General features: G+C 56.2%; 19 protein-coding genes. 2 read left to right on the top strand and 17 right to left on the bottom strand.

Features of this window, described 5'->3' with window-relative positions; genetic code table 11:
• Positions 1-391 (bottom strand): hypothetical protein (locus JW937_10470; GenBank protein MBN1587834.1); only part of this gene is annotated, 391 nt, incomplete at its 3' end.
• Positions 392-734: 343 nt separating this feature from the next.
• Between JW937_10470 and JW937_10465 the strand changes: the two genes are divergently transcribed.
• Positions 735-1,013: an HU family DNA-binding protein gene (locus JW937_10465; protein ID MBN1587833.1), complete on the top strand. Its 279-nt coding sequence runs from the start codon at positions 735-737 to the stop codon at positions 1,011-1,013.
• A 60-nt stretch (positions 1,014-1,073) separates the two neighbouring features.
• Here JW937_10465 and JW937_10460 read toward each other — a convergent pair whose 3' ends face one another.
• The 15 genes from JW937_10460 to JW937_10390 all read right to left on the bottom strand — a co-directional run bounded on the left by JW937_10460 (position 1,074) and on the right by JW937_10390 (position 17,735).
• The gene (locus JW937_10460) at positions 1,074-4,034 is read right to left on the bottom strand and encodes a proline dehydrogenase family protein (protein ID MBN1587832.1); all 2,961 of its coding nucleotides are present in this window, start codon (positions 4,032-4,034) and stop codon (positions 1,074-1,076) included.
• A 35-nt stretch (positions 4,035-4,069) separates the two neighbouring features.
• The gene (locus JW937_10455) at positions 4,070-4,888 is read right to left on the bottom strand and encodes a P-loop NTPase (protein ID MBN1587831.1); all 819 of its coding nucleotides are present in this window, start codon (positions 4,886-4,888) and stop codon (positions 4,070-4,072) included.
• A complete protein-coding gene (locus JW937_10450; protein MBN1587830.1) occupies positions 4,885-5,946 on the bottom strand; it encodes an Mrp/NBP35 family ATP-binding protein in 1,062 nt (353 codons plus the stop codon). The genes JW937_10455 and JW937_10450 overlap by 4 nt, the downstream gene beginning before the upstream one ends.
• Positions 5,947-6,055: 109 nt before the next feature.
• Complete coding sequence (locus JW937_10445) at positions 6,056-6,988, bottom strand: hypothetical protein (protein MBN1587829.1); 933 nt, start codon at positions 6,986-6,988, stop codon at positions 6,056-6,058.
• Between the two features lie 25 nt (positions 6,989-7,013).
• Positions 7,014-8,024, bottom strand: coding sequence for a methyltransferase domain-containing protein (locus tag JW937_10440; GenBank protein MBN1587828.1), 1,011 nt, complete (start codon positions 8,022-8,024; stop codon positions 7,014-7,016).
• 30 nt (positions 8,025-8,054) lie between these two features.
• Positions 8,055-8,765, bottom strand: coding sequence for a hypothetical protein (locus tag JW937_10435; protein MBN1587827.1), 711 nt, complete (start codon positions 8,763-8,765; stop codon positions 8,055-8,057).
• A 174-nt stretch (positions 8,766-8,939) separates the two neighbouring features.
• Positions 8,940-9,671 carry an ABC transporter ATP-binding protein gene (locus JW937_10430; protein ID MBN1587826.1) on the bottom strand — a complete coding sequence of 244 codons (732 nt, stop codon included), beginning with the start codon at positions 9,669-9,671 and terminating at the stop codon, positions 8,940-8,942.
• Complete coding sequence (locus JW937_10425; GenBank protein ID MBN1587825.1) at positions 9,668-10,879, bottom strand: ABC transporter permease; 1,212 nt, start codon at positions 10,877-10,879, stop codon at positions 9,668-9,670. The genes JW937_10430 and JW937_10425 overlap by 4 nt, the downstream gene beginning before the upstream one ends.
• Positions 10,876-11,493 carry an SRPBCC family protein gene (locus tag JW937_10420; GenBank protein ID MBN1587824.1) on the bottom strand — a complete coding sequence of 206 codons (618 nt, stop codon included), beginning with the start codon at positions 11,491-11,493 and terminating at the stop codon, positions 10,876-10,878. Before JW937_10420 ends, JW937_10425 begins: the two co-directional genes overlap by 4 nt.
• 8 nt (positions 11,494-11,501) lie before the next feature.
• Positions 11,502-12,527 (bottom strand): prohibitin family protein, encoded by a 1,026-nt coding sequence (locus JW937_10415; protein ID MBN1587823.1) that lies wholly within the window; start codon positions 12,525-12,527, stop codon positions 11,502-11,504.
• Positions 12,524-13,627 (bottom strand): SPFH domain-containing protein, encoded by a 1,104-nt coding sequence (locus tag JW937_10410; GenBank protein ID MBN1587822.1) that lies wholly within the window; start codon positions 13,625-13,627, stop codon positions 12,524-12,526. The genes JW937_10415 and JW937_10410 overlap by 4 nt, the downstream gene beginning before the upstream one ends.
• A gap of 76 nt (positions 13,628-13,703) precedes the next feature.
• Positions 13,704-13,862, bottom strand: a complete 159-nt coding sequence (locus JW937_10405) for a hypothetical protein (protein ID MBN1587821.1) — start codon at positions 13,860-13,862, stop codon at positions 13,704-13,706.
• Between the two features lie 59 nt (positions 13,863-13,921).
• Positions 13,922-14,326 (bottom strand): hypothetical protein, encoded by a 405-nt coding sequence (locus JW937_10400; GenBank protein ID MBN1587820.1) that lies wholly within the window; start codon positions 14,324-14,326, stop codon positions 13,922-13,924.
• 103 nt (positions 14,327-14,429) lie between these two features.
• The gene (locus tag JW937_10395; protein ID MBN1587819.1) at positions 14,430-16,247 is read right to left on the bottom strand and encodes a carbamoyltransferase; all 1,818 of its coding nucleotides are present in this window, start codon (positions 16,245-16,247) and stop codon (positions 14,430-14,432) included.
• A 15-nt stretch (positions 16,248-16,262) separates the two neighbouring features.
• Positions 16,263-17,735 (bottom strand): M48 family metalloprotease, encoded by a 1,473-nt coding sequence (locus JW937_10390; protein MBN1587818.1) that lies wholly within the window; start codon positions 17,733-17,735, stop codon positions 16,263-16,265.
• 61 nt (positions 17,736-17,796) lie between these two features.
• On the opposite strand from JW937_10390, the gene JW937_10385 reads away from it, so the two are divergent.
• Entirely contained in the window at positions 17,797-18,168 is a 372-nt protein-coding gene (locus tag JW937_10385; protein MBN1587817.1) for a hypothetical protein, read from the top strand.
• Between the two features lie 143 nt (positions 18,169-18,311).
• Here JW937_10385 and JW937_10380 read toward each other — a convergent pair.
• Positions 18,312-18,779: hypothetical protein (locus tag JW937_10380; protein ID MBN1587816.1), on the bottom strand; the 468-nt coding region annotated here is incomplete at its 5' end.

The raw sequence follows: 18,779 nt of genomic DNA, 5'->3' as shown, positions 1-18,779 counted from the left end.
GATCCCAATTGAGAATCCCCACCGTCGGCATATCAATCGGGACCACGAATTGCGGCCCAAACCGGACGGCATGAAGCTGGGTGCTTCCGCCCGGCTCGTATGTAATGGTATCCATGGTGTCGGACGTCGTTGTATCAACGGAAAAACCAGTGTAGTCCAAGGAGAATCCCAAATTCTCGTTGACATGGTAGATAACGGACAAGCCAGCCCCAGTCCCCACATCCAGAGGATCCTCCTTAACACTGAGCACGCCCGCATGGGCCTCAACGCTCCACGGACTTTCCTCTCCATACATCTCACCGGCCTCGGCGCTGGAAACCGCCAGAAAGCTCAGACCATACAAACTGACAACAATACCCAGAACAAGTGCAATGAGCCGAGATTGGCGCACGGTTCCCCTCCGTTGTCTTCAGTGCACACCCTGACCCGCTTTCTCCCGCACTGGGGTTGGAAAGCTGGGAAAACCGGGGGTTCCCTGCCCCCCTAGAATGCTTGATCATACCGTGATTTCAACAGTTCCGTCAATATTGGCGCCACTTTCAGGCCCGTTCAGAGAAGCTTCAAAGGCCCACTTCAGCCCTCTGTCGAGCGCAAAATCCCCACCCAATAGGGCCTCCCGGCCGGTGCCCGCGGCTTTCCCTCGCCATTACTGCATTTCCCACTTGTCAGGATGCGTTACTTTGGTACTATAGGTCAGGGGCTGAAATATTGCCCGACAAACTAAGGAGGAGAAAGTGGCAACAAAGGCTGAGTTAATTGCCCAAGTCGCGAAGTCCGCAAACATCAGCAAGACGGCTGCGACCAAAGCTGTGGATGCTCTGACAACGACCATCACCAAGACCCTCAAGAAGGGCCAGACCATTACGCTTACCGGTTTCGGCACTTTTTCGGTCAAGGCCCGCAAAGCACGTCAGGGACGCAATCCTCAGACCGGGGAAACCATCAAGATTAAGGCGCGTAAGGTTCCTGCATTCAAAGCAGGCAAGGCTTTGAAGGAATCAGTATCCAAGTAGAACGTGTTAGATCAAAGGGGCGGTTCTTCTTTGAGAGAACCGTCCCTTTTTTATGCGGACTTACAAAGGAACTCCGTGGCGAGTGGTATTCTCAGTCACGGTCTTGGGAAGAACAAGCTGCTGCAGGTAATCCGGCCCGCCGGCCTTGGAGCCTAGGCCCGACCGCTTGTACCCGCCAAAGGGTTGGCGTGCCACAAGCGCACCGGTAATTTTCTGATTAATGTAGATATTGCCCGCTTCCAACCGGCGTGTGGCTTGCTCAATGTTGCGCGGCGAACGGGAAAAGACCCCGGCACTTAGAGCAAACTCGCAGTCATTCGCCAACTCGATGGCCTCTTCGAAATCCCTGGCCCGCAACAGACAGAGCACCGGGCCAAAGATCTCCTCGCGCGCCAAGGGGGAAAGCGGATCCACTTCGCTGACAATCACAGGCCCGATAAAGTACCCGCGCTCCGGCAATTCCGAGTCCTCCATCTGATATACGATCTTACCCGCGGTCGAGGCCATTGCGATGTACCGCTGAATCTTCTGAAAGGCCTCCTGATCGATGACTGGTCCGAGATCGGTCTGGGGCTCTTCCGGAGGCCCGATCACCAAAGAAGAAACCGCTTCGCACAGACGGCCCAGGAATTCATCGTAGATCGTATCCAAAACAATGAGCCGGGAGAGGGCCGAACACTTTTGGCCCTGGAATCCAAATGCTGATCGAAGAATGGCGGGCAGAGCCTCGTCCCAGTCCGCATCACTGTCCACAATCAGGGCATTCTTCCCGCCCATCTCGGCAATCACTCGCTTCAAGGGACCGCCGCGAGCTGCCGCACGTCCGGTCTTTTCAAGGATCCCCGTCCCCACTCCGGCCGAGCCGGTAAAGAGGACCGCATTGATTTCCGGGTGAGCAACCAAGGCCTCGCCCACCACAGCTCCGGGTCCGGGCAAGAGGTTGAGAACACCCTTGGGCAGCCCGGCTTCTTTGAATAGGGAAAAGAGGACATGCGCAATAACCGGCGATTGCTCCGCAGGTTTGAGGATGACCGTGTTACCGGTTACCAGAGCGGCACTGCTCATCCCCGTGAGAATGGCCAAGGGAAAATTCCACGGCGCAATCACCGCACAGACTCCGAGCGGCTGATAGCGGCAGGTATTGAGCTCTCCTGGCGGAGAGTACAACGCTTTGCCTTCAAAAAGCTGTGCCGCCTCCTGCGCATAATATTCCAGGAAGTCGAGAGCCTCGGTCACATCCGCGTCCGCCTCAGCCCAGGTCTTGCCCACCTCCAAAACTTCCAGCGCTGCCAATTCCCAGCGGCGGCGGCGCAACAAGCCGGCCACAGCCCGCAGAAGATTAGCGCGGCGTTCCACAGGCCAGGACCTCCACTCAGCACCCGCCCCAATCGCGGCCTCCACAGCCCCTTCCACCGCCGAAGCATCCGCACGGCTCACGCGGCCGATGATCTCCGGAGGATCCGCGGGATTCACAGAAGGATCCGCCTGCTCGCTAAAAATCCATTCCCCTCCCACATTCACCGGATACAAGCCGCCCATTTCCTTGCGCACCTTCTTAAGGGCCTCACGCATATGGCGGCGCATTTCGGGCCGCGAAAAATCGGCCTGAGGCTCGTTGGCAAAATCCCCTTTGCGCACTTGTCCAAAAGAAACAGGGAAAAGGCCGGCATCGGGTTCCGGTGCCACAAGTTCCTTGAGAATCGACTCCGAATCGTAATCCTGGCGAAGCAAGGCTTCGTTCGAGCTGTTCTCCAGAAGCCTCCGCACCAAATAGGCCATGCCCGGAATGAGCGGCCCGCAAGGAACGTACACGCGCACTGCGCAACCACGCTCCACTAGAGCCTCGCGCAAGGGCTCCGCCATCCCATAGAGAAGCTGAAACTCCAAACGCTCCCGGGGCACTTCAGCCAGATCGGCGATGGCCAAGGCTCGCGCCACGCTGCGCACATTGTGGGAGGCCAAGGCTGTGCGCACCGTCGGATGCTTGAGGAGCAGCAACTCCAGCAAGGTCTCAAACTGCAGATCCGTCTCTGCTTTAGTCCGCAGTACAGGAGACTCCCATCCGCGCCTCAAAGACTCCGCAGTTTCCGCATCCCAATACGCACCACGCACCAAACGCACCGTAAGCTCCTGGCCGCGGGGAGCGGCCCAATCGAGCAAGCCCTCTAAGCTCGGGCGCGCATCCTTGAGATAGGCCTGAATCACCACCCCGAGGTGTGGGTATCCCCCTAAAAGTCCGGAACCCATAAGCTTCTTGGCTAACTCCAAGGTGAGATCGCGGGCGCGGTACTGTTCCATATCCAGATTCACAAATGCGCCCACATTGCGGGCCGCTTCGGCAAAGGGAGCGATACGCCGGAAAGCGTCCTCCAGTCCAAGACTCTGCTGCAAGGGATTAAACCAGGGGCTGAGCGCACTGGGCTTAAGCGAAAAATGCAGGCGCGGTGCGGGCAGTCTAAAGCGAGCGGCTTCGGAGTACTTGGGCAGGACATGGGGCAAATTCTCCGCCAAATGCATGTAGCGCTCCACATAGGCATCGGATTCTTCTGTGCTGAGCACAGCCTCGCCCAACAAATCCAGACTAAACCCGCAGCCCTCCTTTTCCAGGGAACGCAGGCTTGGGAGGACCTCGTCCTCGCTCTCCTCTGCAATGAAGCGGGCAGCCATCTGCTCCACCCCCTTGCGCGTCAGAGCCGATGCTGCAGCCCCGGTCAGCAAAGAAGGCCGCGAAACGGCCAGGCCGGCCTTGAGAGCAGAGGGCAAATGCTTCTCGCGACTGGGGAAGTATTCCTTAAGATGCTCGAGAACTTCTTTGGAAGAATTCAGGGAAGGAAGCACATCCACAAAACGCAAGACTGAGGGCTTGATCTCTGGATTGGAAAAACACCAGGCCAGGACTTGATCCGTAACGCGCGCAAGCACACCGGCATGCCTCTGATGCTTTCGGGCGGCCTCGATCAGCTCCTGGCCGATCTCTTTGGTGCGCTTCTCGATATCAGCGGAATGCGGTTTACGTTTCACTTGATAATTATAACAGGAAGGCAAAGGGTCCAGCTCTAACCCTGCCAGTCAATATCCGCCTTGGCCTTGTAACCCCCTGAAGGCATTCTTTCCAGAGCATTCAACAACTCGCAAGAAAGCTCCAGAAAAGCCCGGGCCACAGCAGAATCCGGTTTGGCAGAAACTACGGGTTCGCCTCGAGTGGCCTGCATTTCCTGCTCTGCCACCACCGGCACCCCTCCCAAGAACGGAATGCCCAGAGCCCGCGCCTCTCTTTCCCCTCCTCCCACCCCGAAAAGATCCACATGTTCGTTGCAGGAGGGACAAATGTAATAGCTCATGTTTTCCACAAGACCAATAATGGGCACACGCGCCAAGCTGAGGGCCTGGAGCTCGCGGCGAGAGTCCACCAGACTAGCCTGTTGCGGAGTCGTGACAATGATCGCCCCTTCGAGCACTGCGCTCTGAGTGAGCGTGGCCTGGGTCTGGCCGGTGCCCGAAGGCAAGTCAATAATCAAATAGTCCACATTGTCCCAGTAAACACCCTCCAATAGCTTCTGCAAAAGGCTGTCGGCCATAGGACCGCGCCAAATAATGGTCCCGCTCCCCGGTGCTAGGAGCCCCATAGACATCACCTGGATTCCGAACTTGACCGGAGGAATAATCCTTTCCCCTTGAGAGACATCGGCGCCCTTTCCCAGTCCAAAGAGACGCGGTACACCGGGCGCATAGATATTGCCGTCCAAGAGACCTACGCGGTGGCCTTTTTGGGCCAAAGCCAGAGACAAGTTGGCGGAAACCGTGGAACCGCCCACTCCCCCTTTGCCCGCAGCTACGGCAATTGCTTTCTTAACGCCGGGAAGCATTCCGCTCACCGGATCTCCCCCTTCTCCAGGGCTTCAATCACTCTGACAGCCAGATTCGCAAAAGCCTGTCCGGCCTTGGAGTTGGGCCTGGATCTGAAGATGGGCTCCCCCTCATCCCCGCCGATGACCACCTCAGGATCCAGCGGAATACGTCCCAAGAAGGGCACGCCCAGTTCATTCGCTTCCGTCTCACCCCCGCCTGAGCGAAAAACCTCCGTACGATGACTGCACTCCGGGCACTCGAAATAGCTCATGTTCTCCACTATGCCCAGGACCGGGACATGGACCTGGTCAAACATTTTGAGGCCCTTGCGCGCGTCGATTAAACTCACCTTCTGAGGAGTGGTCACGATGATCGCACCCGCCAATGTGGCCGATTGGGTCAACGTAAGCTGCGCATCCCCGGTACCCGGAGGCAAATCCAGGATCAAATAGTCCACGTTGTCCCAACGGATCAAATGCAGGAACTGCTGCAGGAGGTTGTGCACCATAGGACCGCGCCAGATCAGAGGAGTCTTCTCGGTAGCCAAGAAACCAATGGACATCAATTGAATCCCGTAGCGCTGCGGAGGCACGATCATATCCTTTTGGGTCATCTCCGGCTGCTCATGAATTCCGAACATGGTGGGGATACTGGGCCCATAGATATCACAGTCCAAGAGCCCTATCCGTCTCTTCTGCTCTTGTAGCGCCAAGGCCAGATTGGCTGCAACCGTGGATTTGCCCACGCCGCCTTTACCGCTGGCCACGGCAATAACGGTCTTGACCCCCGGCAAAACCGGCGTGGCCTCGGCTTGGGTGTCTGCGGCGGTGAACTCAATGTTCACCTCAGTGACGCCTGGAATTTTTCCAAGGGCCTCAGCGCAATGCTGGCGCAAGAGATCCATTTCCCGGCGATAGGGCACGCCGCCTTTAAGCTTAAAATGCACACACCCCTCGTGGATGTGAAGGTCTTTGACCCACCCAAGACTAAGCACATCTTTGCCGCTTTGGGCATCGACAATACGGGCCAGAACGCGCTCAATTTTTTCAAGGGCCGGGGATGGAGAGGAGTGTTTTAAGGTCATGGGATCCGCCTGTGGATAAGTTGTGGGTATTCTGTGCGTTAGGTCTATAACTTATCTATTTTATTAATGTTATGAATTGGGTCACACTGTACACACTCAGCGCTCGAGTCTAAAACAGTTCGCCCCGGCAATAGCGCAAAGCAACACCCCGGCGCAAACCAAAGAGGCCTATCCTCAAACGCTCACAGCCCAATTGCGCCATCACCTGCTGCAACAAAACCCCGCCGGTGAGCACGCTATCGGCCCGATCCGGCCGCAATCCGCTCACTGCGCGCCGGTCCTGGAGGCTAAGCTGTCTCAAGTGATCCAAGATCTCACGAATCCGGCCGGAACTCAAGACATGGCCCTGCAAACGCGAAACATCCGCGTCTCCAAAACCTCTGTCCACGGCCGCCAGCTGCACAATAGAACCGCTAAGACCCACCACCTCCGCGCCCTCAGAACTCACCCCCTCCAAGAACGAACTGACCCGGTCCCTAACGGTCTGCAAGAAATGCTCCCATTCTTTTGTCGCGAGCGCATCCGAACACGGAAACTCGGAGAGCAAGGAGATGCAACCTATATTCAAACTGAGGACTCGTTCCACTTGATCCCCCTGGCCCAGAATGATCTCCGAACTGCCTCCGCCTAAATCCAGCAAGAGAGCCTTGCCCGGAGGCCGCGCCTCTCCGCTGAGAAAACCGGTATAGACGGTGAGCGCTTCCTCCTCGGGGCTGAGGACTTTGACTGAAAGCCCCCCCAGCCGGAGACAGGCCTGCACAAAATCCGCCCCGTTCACCGCATTGCGCACAGCAGCCGTGGCCACACCCAGCACCTGCTCTGCCCCCATCTCCTTGGACAGGCGCACAGCCTCCTCCACCGCACGCAAAGAGTCCTCCACCGCAAACGCACTTAAGCGTTGGCTGGAGGGCTCAAAGCGGCCCAAACGCGTGGTCCAGGACTTTTCCAAGAGAGGTTTTGCGACAAGGTCTTCGTCTGCCTGCGCCACCAGAAGGCGAAGCGTATTGGAACCGATATCGAGAATCCCGAGAGTGTGGCTCACTCGTCCTGACTCGCCGCCAGGGACTTCATCTTGACTCTGCTTTCCGGCCCCAGCAGGCCCAGCCTGCAACATCCGGCATATGACACACGGTCACTTCAACGCAAGACTGTCCGCTATACCACTGTTCGATTCCCTGCCGGCTAAGACGGTATTCAATCTTAGCGCCAAAACGGTCGTAAAGATCCCCCCGGAGACTCAAGGGTCCCTGCCCAAAATTAAAGGGAATGGCATCGGCCTTGGAAGCCCATACGGGAACAAGCCTAAGAATCTTCGAGGGCACGGTAAAGAAAAACCATACAAACGGCGAGAGCAGGGTACACAAGGCCCACAGTTGCTTGGGGCCAAGTTTCACCGAGACCTTCCTCAAACCGCGGACTCCCTTGAGGGCCCATCGCTTCCATCGGTTTTCCGCATGGTCCTCATAGAGGTACACGGCCACTGAGCCCTTAGGCCCAAGCACCCGGCACATCTCGGCAAAACCCTTATGCGGATCCAGGGTGTGATGGAGCACTCCGTAAGAGTAAGCAAAATCCAGAACACCGGATTTCAGAGGAAGTCTGAGCACTGAACCGCCGATCACATGCACATTGGAGAGCCCCTTGCAGCGGCTGAAAGTGTGGTTCGCTCCTTCGCTAATCTCAAGACTGATGAGATCCAAATGAGGATTCCGCTGCGCCATGCAAAAGGTATCGCGTCCGTCTCCGGACCCGGCATCCAGCCCGGCTCTCCCTTGAGGAATCTTCCTTTGGAGGGCCTCTTCCAAGCGGTCCACATGCTCTTTGGCTGCGACAGGCTCCGGCTCTCCTGAATACTCGGTCCAAAGCGTCCCAAAGTGATCCCGGCTCCTGGATTCCACCGTAGGGTTCCCAAACTTCTCAAACCAAGGCACACCCTTGCGCACAGGATAGACCTGCCCGCACTGGAGACAGGCCAGGCTTCCTTCGATGACTTCCTCTTCTTCACTCTGCGCAGAATGCAGGGTCAGGGGTGAGTGACAACCCGGACAACAGATCCATTGGAGGAGTTTGTGTTTCATGCAGGGGATTTAAAACTCCGGGATACAGGATTATTGAGCCTCGTCGAGCACCTGCTCCAGCTTTTCGCGAATGACGCCATTGCGGTTCGGCAATTCCTTCCGGCAGATATCCGCCACCCGGGGATGTTCCTTGGCATTGGCGGTCAAAGACCACTGCGCCACGGTTCCGAGCAACAGCCGGTCCAGGTCCTCGACTTCATCGGTCCAGGAAAGGGCGTCGATGATCTTGGAGACAGGCTCCGGATCCCCGGTCGCAAAAAAGACGGCCCAAAGCGCATCTAAATGCCCGGCGGTCGACAAGGGGTCGGCCAGAATCTCGGGCCGCCTCTGATCGTAGAGCCGTTGTACAAATCGCAACTCCTCACCCGAGGCATCCATCTCCATGTCATTGAGCATGGCTTCCTCTTCCGCCCTCCACAGGCACTCCATCAAAAACTCGCGCAGATCCGTCTCTCCGGCACCCAGATTGCGGATCCAGTCTTCCACGTACTGGGGCTCCCTTTGAATGACCGTGGAGAAGAAAGCGACCAGGGGCTCCCGAAAAGCCGGGTCTTGGATCAGACCCGAGGAGCCCGCATAGCCAATCGCCTTGGGAACCAGTGAGGGTTCGGGGGCGCGGTAGTAGGCCATGCACCATTCGTTGAACTCCTGCTCGGAGTCAAAGGCCATGGCCGCAGACGCAGCGCCGCCAAATAGGAGAAAAACAGCAAGCCAAACTAGGAAGAAGGTCCTGATTTTCACACGCACCCTCTGGAATGGGAGTACTTTCCTTGCAGATTATTAGACTTTGACAATACTCCAATTCAAATTATATCAGATAGAGTAGGCCCAAGACGGGAGAAATACCACTTTATATATTATTCTTATACCTTTTAATATCTACATCTATCTTACTATCCCGGTTTAACTTGCCCCTTATCCCTGAACTTGGGTTTCCCTGGGAGTCTTCTCTGCAGCAGGAATCTCAGTGCGTTCAACCTGGCCGTCCCGCAGGTGCAAAATGCGTTCTGCCTGAGCCGCGTGTTCGTACTCGTGGGTCACAAGAAGGACCGTGGCCTCCCCCTTTTCCTGAACCTGCTTGAGGAGCTCAATAATCTGCCCGCCGGCCCGAGTATCCAAATTTCCGGTGGGTTCATCGGCCAGCACCAGGCGCGGCCGGTTCACCAAAGCGCGCGCCACAGCCACCCGCTGCCTCTGGCCGCCGGAGAGCTCGTAAGGACGGTGCCGCATGCGCTCTTTCAGACCCACGCGGTCCAAAAGCTCCGCGGCCCTTTCAAAAGCCAGCCGTTTCTTCATGCCTGCAGCCAAAGCAGGCAAAGCTGTGTTTTCCAGGACCGTAAGCTCCTCCAACAAGTGAAAACTTTGAAAAATGAACCCGAGGGTCTGCAAACGGAAACGTGAACGCGTCCGGGGTTTCCAATCGGAGACATCGTAGCCCCCAATCCAGATCCGCCCCCGCGTCGGAGTCTCCAATAACCCGATCAAAGACAAGAGCGTGCTCTTCCCGCTGCCCGAGGGTCCGATCAATGCCACAAACTCGGGTTCGCTCAGAGAGAGACTCAGGTCGCGTACTGCCTGCACCTGGGTGCGCCCCAGACGATACGTCTTGCCCAGCCCTTCGGTGCGAACCAAGAAATTCCCGCTCATGTGCCTCCAATAACCCTGGCAATGGGTTCACGGCAAATTTTCCATGCAGGATAGAAGGCCGATACAATCGCTATGATCACAAAAAGAACCATCGACCCGACAAAGACCTGCTGCCGGGCAATCGGGTAAAGGTCCCCAAAGGGCATAATAATCGGGTGGTTTTGGAGATACCCTTCCAAGCCGAGGTAGATCCCCGAGCCCGTGACAATCCCGATAGCCGCATAGCTCAAGGCCTGCAAGATAAACCCGGTCCAAAACACCCGGTCCGGGACCCCGATAGCGCGCAGCATTCCGATCTGCCGGCGTTTGGACATGCCGGAGCTGTATAAAATAAATCCAAGAATCACCGCAGAGGAGACAACGCTCACCCCGAATATGATCGTCCCGATAATATCAAAGCCCCTCACCATATCATCGACACCGTAGTCGTCCCGGTCCCACCAGGTGCGGACCAATCCAGGCAACCGCATCTGCTGCAGATGCCATTGAGCTTCCTTCTCGTCCGTGCCCTCTTTGAGCCGGATAAAAATCTCATCGGCGTTATCACCCCGGTGCAGAATCGCATCCATTCGGTCGCGCGGCACAAAACAGTACTGATTGGCCACGTAATCCCGAAGATCCACCTCACCGGCAATCTGCATGTACTTGCTTTCAAGAGGCTGCATACCCGGCCGGTCCACCTTCTTTTTGTTCACAAAATACACTTCGAGAAAGTCGCCGGGATTCACCGAATCTTTGCCCAGCATATCGCGCAGGTTTTTGGCAGCAATGCGGCCCAAAATAATCTGATTGGCGTCCGGGGCAGAAAAATAGGCACCCCGCTTGATCCGGCTTCGGAGGCCCATCAGAGTCTCGTCGTAAGGCACCCCCCAAACCGTAGTGACGTGCTTTTCTTGTTCAAGCTCCAAGATCGCCGGGCTGCTGTAGATCGCAATGGCCTCCTCCACCCAAGGCACCGCATGCACGGATTCCACTATCTGCGGAAAACGGCGCAGATAGTCCTGATCATGTTCTGTCTCCAGGTAAAGATGCCCGGTGACTTTGATGATTTGGTGGGAGATCGAACGCTCAAAACCCAGCACCATACAGCGGGCGAAGATGAGGTTGGTATAGAGAAAGCCCAGCGCAAAGAGCACGAAAAAAACCATGCGCTTGCGGAAGATAAGATCCCGGGCTGTCAGGAAAAGGGCGAGTCGAAACGGGCTCATGAATCCCCTTTTATCTGCTCCAGAAAACGATCAATGGTAATCAACAGACTTCGATGCGCCACCCAAGTCACAATCCAGGTGCTCAGAGGAATCGCCGGGTTTAGATGGGCACCCACTTCCACTTCACAACCGTGTTCTGAGGGACGCAGGAAAACTCCGCCCACAAACTCCCCTAACAGGATATCGTGCGGGCGAACCTCCAGTTGTTGCCCGTCCACCAGGCGCACATCCACGACCAGGGTGCGTGTTTTGCGGAACACAAGAACACGGGCATCCGCATCCAGCTCGATGACCTTGGCATCTCCGTTGTCCTCAAGAACACGGGCAGCCAGAATCCAGGGCGCCCAGTTGGGCAGGTTCTCAAAATCAGTAATCAAGCTCCACGCTTCGCGCTCGGTGCAGGGTGCTTCAAAACGCGCGGCCACACCAATTCCCCACTCCGGAGTAGAGCCTTTGCGAAAGAGGAGTTCCCGCTCGCCCATCTCCAAAATCTTGATCTCTTGCTTCGGCCAAGAACCCAGGAGATCGTCCGCGGAAAAGGCCCAGAGAGCTGCCGGGGACAAAATTCCCAGCATGGCCAGACTGCAGAAACAAACCGTAATGCGTTTGGGCATGTCAGAGATCATTCACTCAGTTTCTTGAGGCCGTAGGTCTTCAAAAGATCGTTGACATCCGTGGTCTTGAGATCCAGACCCCCCTGCCCGCCAAAAGGCAGGAGCATAATGCGTTTGCCTTGCAAGGCATCCGCTATTTTGAGTTTCACCATGGTGGTCCCGCCCGAACTCTTCAAGGCCTCAATCATTTTGCGAATACCCTCGGACTCGGCCTCGCCCTCAGCTTTGATTGCCTGGGCAATCTTTCCCTGTTGCTCAAAATAGGCATCCACCTGAATGGTCGCCTTTTTGAACTCCCCGTCTGCGCGGGCAACCAGCTTGTTGACTTCGCCCTGGGCTTCTTCGAGTTTCTGCCGGTAATGCTCTTCTGTGGCCCGGATTTCCGAGCGGTACCGTTGAGCCATCTGATCCGCGACCTTCTTGTCTTCAATGGCTTTCTGATAAGCCTCAGGAAAACGGTAATCCTTGGGCAGCACGGTTTCGACGATTACGCCATAGGGATTGAGCAGGTCATTCAGTTTGGCGATGGCTTGTTGGGCTGTCTCCGTGCGTTTTGCTGTAACATAGAAATCCTCGGAAGTAAATTCTCCAAACAGATCTCGCGTGACGTTACGCGCAATGGGCCTGACAACGCGTTCTTCCAGCTCCAGATTATCGGATGCCACATACTCTAAAATATAGGGAGCCTTCGGAGGATCCACCCGGTAGGAGATAATGACATCCAAGGAAATATCGTTTCCGTCAATTGTTTTGAAAACCAAGTCATCCCTGCCCTGCCTGGCGCCGCGGCCCCGCGTCAAAGTCATTTCCATATTGCGCAGCTTGGTATCAAAAACATGCCAGTCATTGACAAAGGGAGGGAAAAAATAGGTGGCACCCGGAGCATAGACCTCCTGGATCACCCCGCTTTTGGCAAAAGGCGACCACTTAACCGTACGGACGCCCACTTCAGTCGAACCGGTGGAGTGCGGCATACATCCTGAAAGAAGAGGGCTTACACAAACCAAGAAAACAATGAACAAGAGTTTTCTCATTGCCCACCTCCTTTGTTTTCATTTACACCAAAAAGTCCGAGCGTTTGATTCAGGTCCAGAGGGTTGATCCCGCCCTCCCCGCTGGAGGGCAACACAATCACATCCAAACCTTTGTATACCTCAGCCATGCGCAAACCCACCAGCTTGTCCGAACCCTCGTTCCGGTAAGCGTCATTAATCAATTCGGTCTTTTGGGCCTCTGCGAGCTTGACCAATAGATCAGCCTCGGCCCGCTGGGTGCGCACATACAAATCTCTTTCAGCGTTCTTCTTCACCACATAGGCATTCCCCCCCTCCATCAGCACTTTAAGAGAGGCTTCCCCCTCCTCAGCCATCTTTTTGACCAAGGCCTGCTGATTCGAGGCGCGGCCCTTAGCCTGGTTTGTAAAGACAAGCTGATCGCGCAACTTCTTTTCCTCGATATTCTTCTGAATCTCCGGGCTGTACTTGAAATACCGCACCAACACGTGTTGCACTTCAATGCCCTTGGCACCGAGCTCTGTGTTCAGAAGCCCTCTGGCCACAAGGGCCCTCTCGGCGCGCAGAGGGCTGTTGAAAAATTCCTCAGTGGTCATGGTGCCCAAAGCCTCTTTGAGCTTGGGCTCCACCTTGGGAAGAATCCCGTTATCCTCGTACAGCCGTCCCGGCCCCACGGTCGTGATCACTTTGTACGGATCGGTAATGCGATAGAGGATGGACACATCCACATCCACATAGAACCCGTCGGAAGTCTGAATATGGGCCGACTTTTCCACGCGCCTTCTGAAGGGTTTCTCGCCCGGATAGTCCGTCAACTCCACGACCTGGGTATTCTTGGGAAATCGGTGCATGGTGTGAATCCCAAAGGGCGCCAAGAAATGCAAGCCTGTCAAATAGACCTTCTTATGAATACCCTTATTGAGACCCAGATTCACCTGCTTGATGCCGTATTCGTAGGGTCCCACATAAGTGAGACAGGTGCTAACAAATAGGGTGATAAAGATGATGAGGAGAACGAGAACCGGCCCGCCCTTGGAGAAGCGCTGGAACAAGTTCTTAAAGCGGTTGAAACGCTTGCCGAACATCTCGTCGGGCGAGTCGGGAACAAAGACTTTTGCCATAATGGGTCTCCGGGTGTGGATAAGCCAACAGATTGTCTCCGCACATTTTAGGGCCGCGACGAGGTAGGGTCAAATACTAGAAGAGCGCGTAAATGAAGGGCGCCACTGCGGATCCCTCGGTGAGCACCACCAGGGTGCCCAGCAGGAGCAGAACAACCACCATGGGGGTGAGCCAATACCGCTTGCGGATTTTCATAAAGTTCCAGAATTCCCGGAGAAAGCTTTGTTGCGCCATGCGCAGTATTCTACTAAGGGAAGGCAGCGAATTCAAGGCCGGCAGGATATTGCGGCCGGCTAGTAGGGAGTTTCGAATTCTTCCTTGGGGGAGCGCTTGTGCTCACTGGGAATCCAGTAAGTCTCCTGCCCGGGGAAAAGCTTGCGCTGCATCGGGTCCTTGCCCAGCAGCCGCATCAATAGGCCGATCGGAGCCGCGACCAAGTAAAAGGTCAGGCCCAGAATAATGCGCGTATTCACCCAACCGAGAATACCGCCCAGCCAAGTCAAAACACGATGCACAGGAAACAACAGGGGCGGCCAACAGAGTCCGCTGAGCGCGCTGGCCAAAGGAAACAGGCCGTAGACCGCCCAGTTGAGCTCGCCATGCCGCCAATGAAAAAGACCGCCGAAGGCACACAGAATGCCGGCGAGAACAAAACCGAAATTACGGAGTTCAAAGAGAGTTGGTTTTGAGTATTGCATGAGCCTCCACTTACAGGGACGGTTCTTACGGAGTTCCAGGGGACATTTCTCCGAAGGAGATATGTCCCCTAATGTCCTCAAAGAACCGTCCCTGACTCCTCACTCAATCCGGTATGAGCGATATCGGTTCGGGTTCCGGGGCCTGGGAAGAATCCACCTTCTTCTTTTCCAGCACTATATTCCCCATCACCAGATAATCCATAAAAGTCCTTCGAAAACAGTTGTAGGCGTCCTGCGGGGTGCACACAATCGGCTCGCCCCTCACATTAAAAGAGGTGTTGATCAAAACCGGGCAACCGGTCCGCTTATGAAAAGCCTGCAAGAGCTTGTGAAAGCGCGGGTTGGTCTTGGCCGAGACTGTTTGCAGGCGCGCAGAGCCATTGACATGGGTTACGGCCGGAATAGTCGAACGAAGCACGCTCAACTTTTCCAGGCCTTGCTTTTTCGCATCTGCTTCGCTTATGGGACGCATACAATTCTCACTGACCTTACCCGTAAGCAGCATATAAGGGCTCTTGTCCCCCACATCAAAATACTCTCCGGCATGTTCCTCCAGAGCACTCGGAGCAAAAGGCCGAAAGCTCTCCCGGAACTTGATTTTCAAGTTTAGCCGGGACTGCATCTCAGCAGAACGCGGATCCCCTAAGATGCTGCGCGCACCCAAGGCACGTGGCCCGAACTCCATGGGTCCCTGGAACCAACCGACTACCGCCCCCTCGTCCAGAAGCTGAGCCACAGTCTCATAGAGTTCCGCCTCCGGGTGCTGCTGATAAGGAATCTGGTTCTGATCCAAGTACCTGCGTATCTCATCATCGGAAAAGGAGGGGCCCAGGAGCGAGCCCTTTTGCGCATCATCCACATTGTTAGCAAAGCGGGGCTTTTCGTAATAGCGGTGCCAGGCTGCAAACGCCGCGCCCAGGGCGCCTCCGGAATCCGAAGACGCAGGCTGGATCCACAGATTCTCAAAAGGACCTTCCCTGAGGATCCTCCCATTAGCCACACAGTTGAGAGCCACCCCGCCAGCCAAACAGAGATTCTTTTGCCCGGTCTCCTTGTGCACATGCCGCACGATCTTGAGCAAGATCTCTTCAAGAACAACCTGCACGGAAGCGGCAATATCCATTTCGCGTTGGGTGATGGGCGACTCGGCCTTGCGCGGAGGGCCGCCGAACAAGCAATCAAAGCGCGCGTTCGTCATGGTCAGGCCCGAAAGATAGTTGAAATACCGCATGTGCAAGCGGTAGGAGCCATCCTCATGCACATCAATCAGGTGATCGCGTATCGTCTGCGCATACTTGGGTTCCCCATAGGGGGCGAGTCCCATCAGTTTGTACTCGCCGGAATTGACCCGGAACCCGGTGTAGTAGGTAAACGCCGAATACAGCATGCCCAGGGAATGCGGGAAGTGGATCTCCTTGAGGAACTCCAATTCCGGGCCGCGGCCGATTCCGTAGCTCGTGGTGGTCCACTCTCCCACCCCGTCCACTGTCAAGAAGGCCGCCTCCTGATAAGGGCTGGGATAGAAGGCCGAAGCAGCATGGGACTGGTGGTGATCCGAGAAAAGGATGGAGCCCTTGAAGTCCACGGTCTTGGAGATGGTCCGCCGCAGATCCAACTTCTCTTTGAGCCAGAGCGGCATGGCCTTGATAAAGGAACGGATCCCGAGCGGAGCCACCGCAAGATAGGTTTCGGCCAAACGCTCAAACTTCACAAAGGGTTTGTCGTAAAAAACCAAGGCCTCGACATGCTCGAGCGCAATTCCCGCTTGATCCAAACAGCTTTGGATCGCATTGGAGGGAAATCCCGGATCGTGCTTTTTGCGCGTGAAGCGTTCTTCCTGCGCGGCTGCTATGAGCTCGCCATCCCTCAGAAGGCACGCGGCGCTGTCATGGTAGAAGGCGGAAATACCGAGAAGATACATAAGGGCCTTAGTTTATCACAGGGAGCGGCGCTCCCTGAAGACGCAGCCCAGGAGCGTCATTTCCTCCCTCCCTATCCAAAGAAGGCCCTGTTTTGGAGAGGCATCCACCTCCACCGCGAGCCCGGACTTGTAGAAACGGCGCTCCAGCTTGCGGCAGGAAACCGGGCAGCGCGGCCAGGAAAAGCCCTCGTAGCCCCCCTGGCGCAACTTGACGCCCGGGGCAGGACCAGCCTGTTGAGCAAAGGCAGCCATTCTGGCACTGCGGCTTGTGGCTGCCTTTTGGTACCGCCGCACCACGGACACAAGCTTACTCTCGGCCACAAGACATCCTTCGGAAAAAGGACAGAAATAGAAGGGCGCCTTCTCATAACTTGTTTGGAGCATGGGCTGACGGAAAACCGGGGACTCCAAAGTACTTTTCTCCAAGGAGGAAGTTCCTCCACCCTCTTTGGCACGCCAGGCCTGAGCCAGAGTCACGTCCTCTCCCAACCGCTTCACTTGGAGCGTGTTGCAACTCGCCACCCAGCTACCGGCCAGCACTCCATCCAAACGCGAAAAGCCTGCAAGGTCCAGCGGCCCCTGCCAGACTCCGTTGGCATCATGCACAAACCACGTCACAGCCTGGGCTTTAGGACACCGGGCATCCAGCTCCAAACGCACACGCTTCAATAAAGCATCCAAACGCTTTTTGAGAGGAGGATGAGAGGCCCGGAGCTCCGCCCACAAAGAGTTCTTCTCCTCCAGAGACCTCACCGCAGGATCCATCACAAAAAGCGCCTCGCAGCCGGCTCCAAAACGCGTCTCTCCCCTCCAGCGGTGTGCGATCTCATAAAGAGCCGAAGCCAGACTCATCGGGTCCCGGCAGAGCTCAGCCCCGAGAGCATCGCTCTGCAAATGCAAACAGCGCGGCGCAAAGAGCTGGAGCCCCCGGGACGCCCAATGCAAAAACCGCTTTTGTGAGAAGGCAAAGAGCCCGCACGCAAGCGTCCGGTTAAGCGCAATCCCTGTGCGAATCTCCGCTACAAGCTTGGCCACCACTGCCAGCAGTTCCGGTCTGGAAAGATGCGAAAGCATTCCCTCACTGATCACTACCAAAGGTTTGAGTCCCAAGTCCTCGGCCACAAAGGCATTGGAAGCACAGCTGGGCAAAACAGCGCATTCAAGCGGTCTCTTTTCACCGGCTGCAGCACAAAGCTCCTCCACGATATTCGCCAGCCTTTGATGAAAGCGGTCGTCTTTATCTAGTTCCACAACGCCTGTCAGCAAACGTAATCTTCGCACTGCATTGCGCCCAAAATGCAGGAACTGCCAACCTGCAAACACAAAAGCAATCGCGAAAAGACCCAGAACACCTGCGCCAAACAAAGGGAATCGGAGGAGGGAGGCCACACCCAAGCTGGTTAGGAAGTAAACCGTGACAAGGACGCCAAAGCAAAACACCGCACGGCCGAAGCCTTTACGTTCTATGGGAAACTCAGTCAGTGACATTGTAATCCCAGTATACAAGAAAACGCCGACTCTCTAACGAACGAGAGCCGGCGCCTTCTAACTGTGTTCCCCAGTGTTAACTGGTTCTTATTCGGGTACGCTGTCTCCACCCACGCTGCTAACCGGAACCGGGGGGACCGGACCTGTCGGGCCTGCTGGCGGAACCGGAGAATCCGGACCCACCGGACCCACCGGACCTGTCGGAGACGCAGGACCTGTCGGGCCTGTTGGCGGAACCGGAGAATCCGGACCCGTCGGGCCTGTTGGCGGAACCGGAGAATCCGGGCCCGTCGGGCCTGTCGGCGGAACCGGAGCATCCGGACCCGTTGGACCTGTCGGGGCGGTGGGGACACCGGGGCTGGCCGGACCTGTGGGAGCCGTCGGGCCGAACGGAGACTTGGGTGCCTTAGGGAAAGCAGCCAACGCCAGTTGACTCGACCAAACACCTAGGCCGGCAACGAGGACGAGAGCCAAGGCAATTTTGATACCTTTGGACATTAGTGTTCCTCCTGTTGTTACTGTTTTACGTAGTTGTACTTCTACTTTCCACCGCCCCGCGTCGGTGGTCCTGCTCGACTAGTACCTGCCACTCACCTGAAGTGCAGCAGTGTAATCATTCCACCCCTGCCCCTCAGTGAGCTCGGCGCTCAAGGTCACATAGCCGTCCCACTTGGGAACTGGATAATCAAAACCCGTGTAATAGTAATTCCAAAGATAGAAGTCATCCTGGGTATAAGAAAGCGTTAAGCCGCTGCCGCTCTGTGTCCAGACAGAACCGCTGTATTCGTTCTGCCAGATGATCCGGCTTCCCAGGCCCTCCCAATAAGTCTTGCCGCCGCTGAGCTGAATGTACTTGCTCCCCATCCAGCGGCCCAGTTGCACACCCAGGGTCTGTGTGGCCCAGTCCAAGTCTTGGGCCACATTGAACTGCGTGTCCACACCCAGTAAGCGCGTCCAGAAAAAGGTATCCTGGCGCTGATTCGCCCCGAGCTGGTCTCCCCCAAAGCTCGCGCCCAGGCCCGTACCGGACCAGAGCTCCACACT

It is taken from the genome of Candidatus Omnitrophota bacterium (genome assembly GCA_016929445.1).
GTDB lineage: Bacteria > Omnitrophota > Gorgyraeia > JAFGIU01 > JAFGIU01 > JAFGIU01.
Note: the sequence above shows the minus strand (reverse complement) of the source record. Positions and strands in the feature narration are given on the sequence as shown.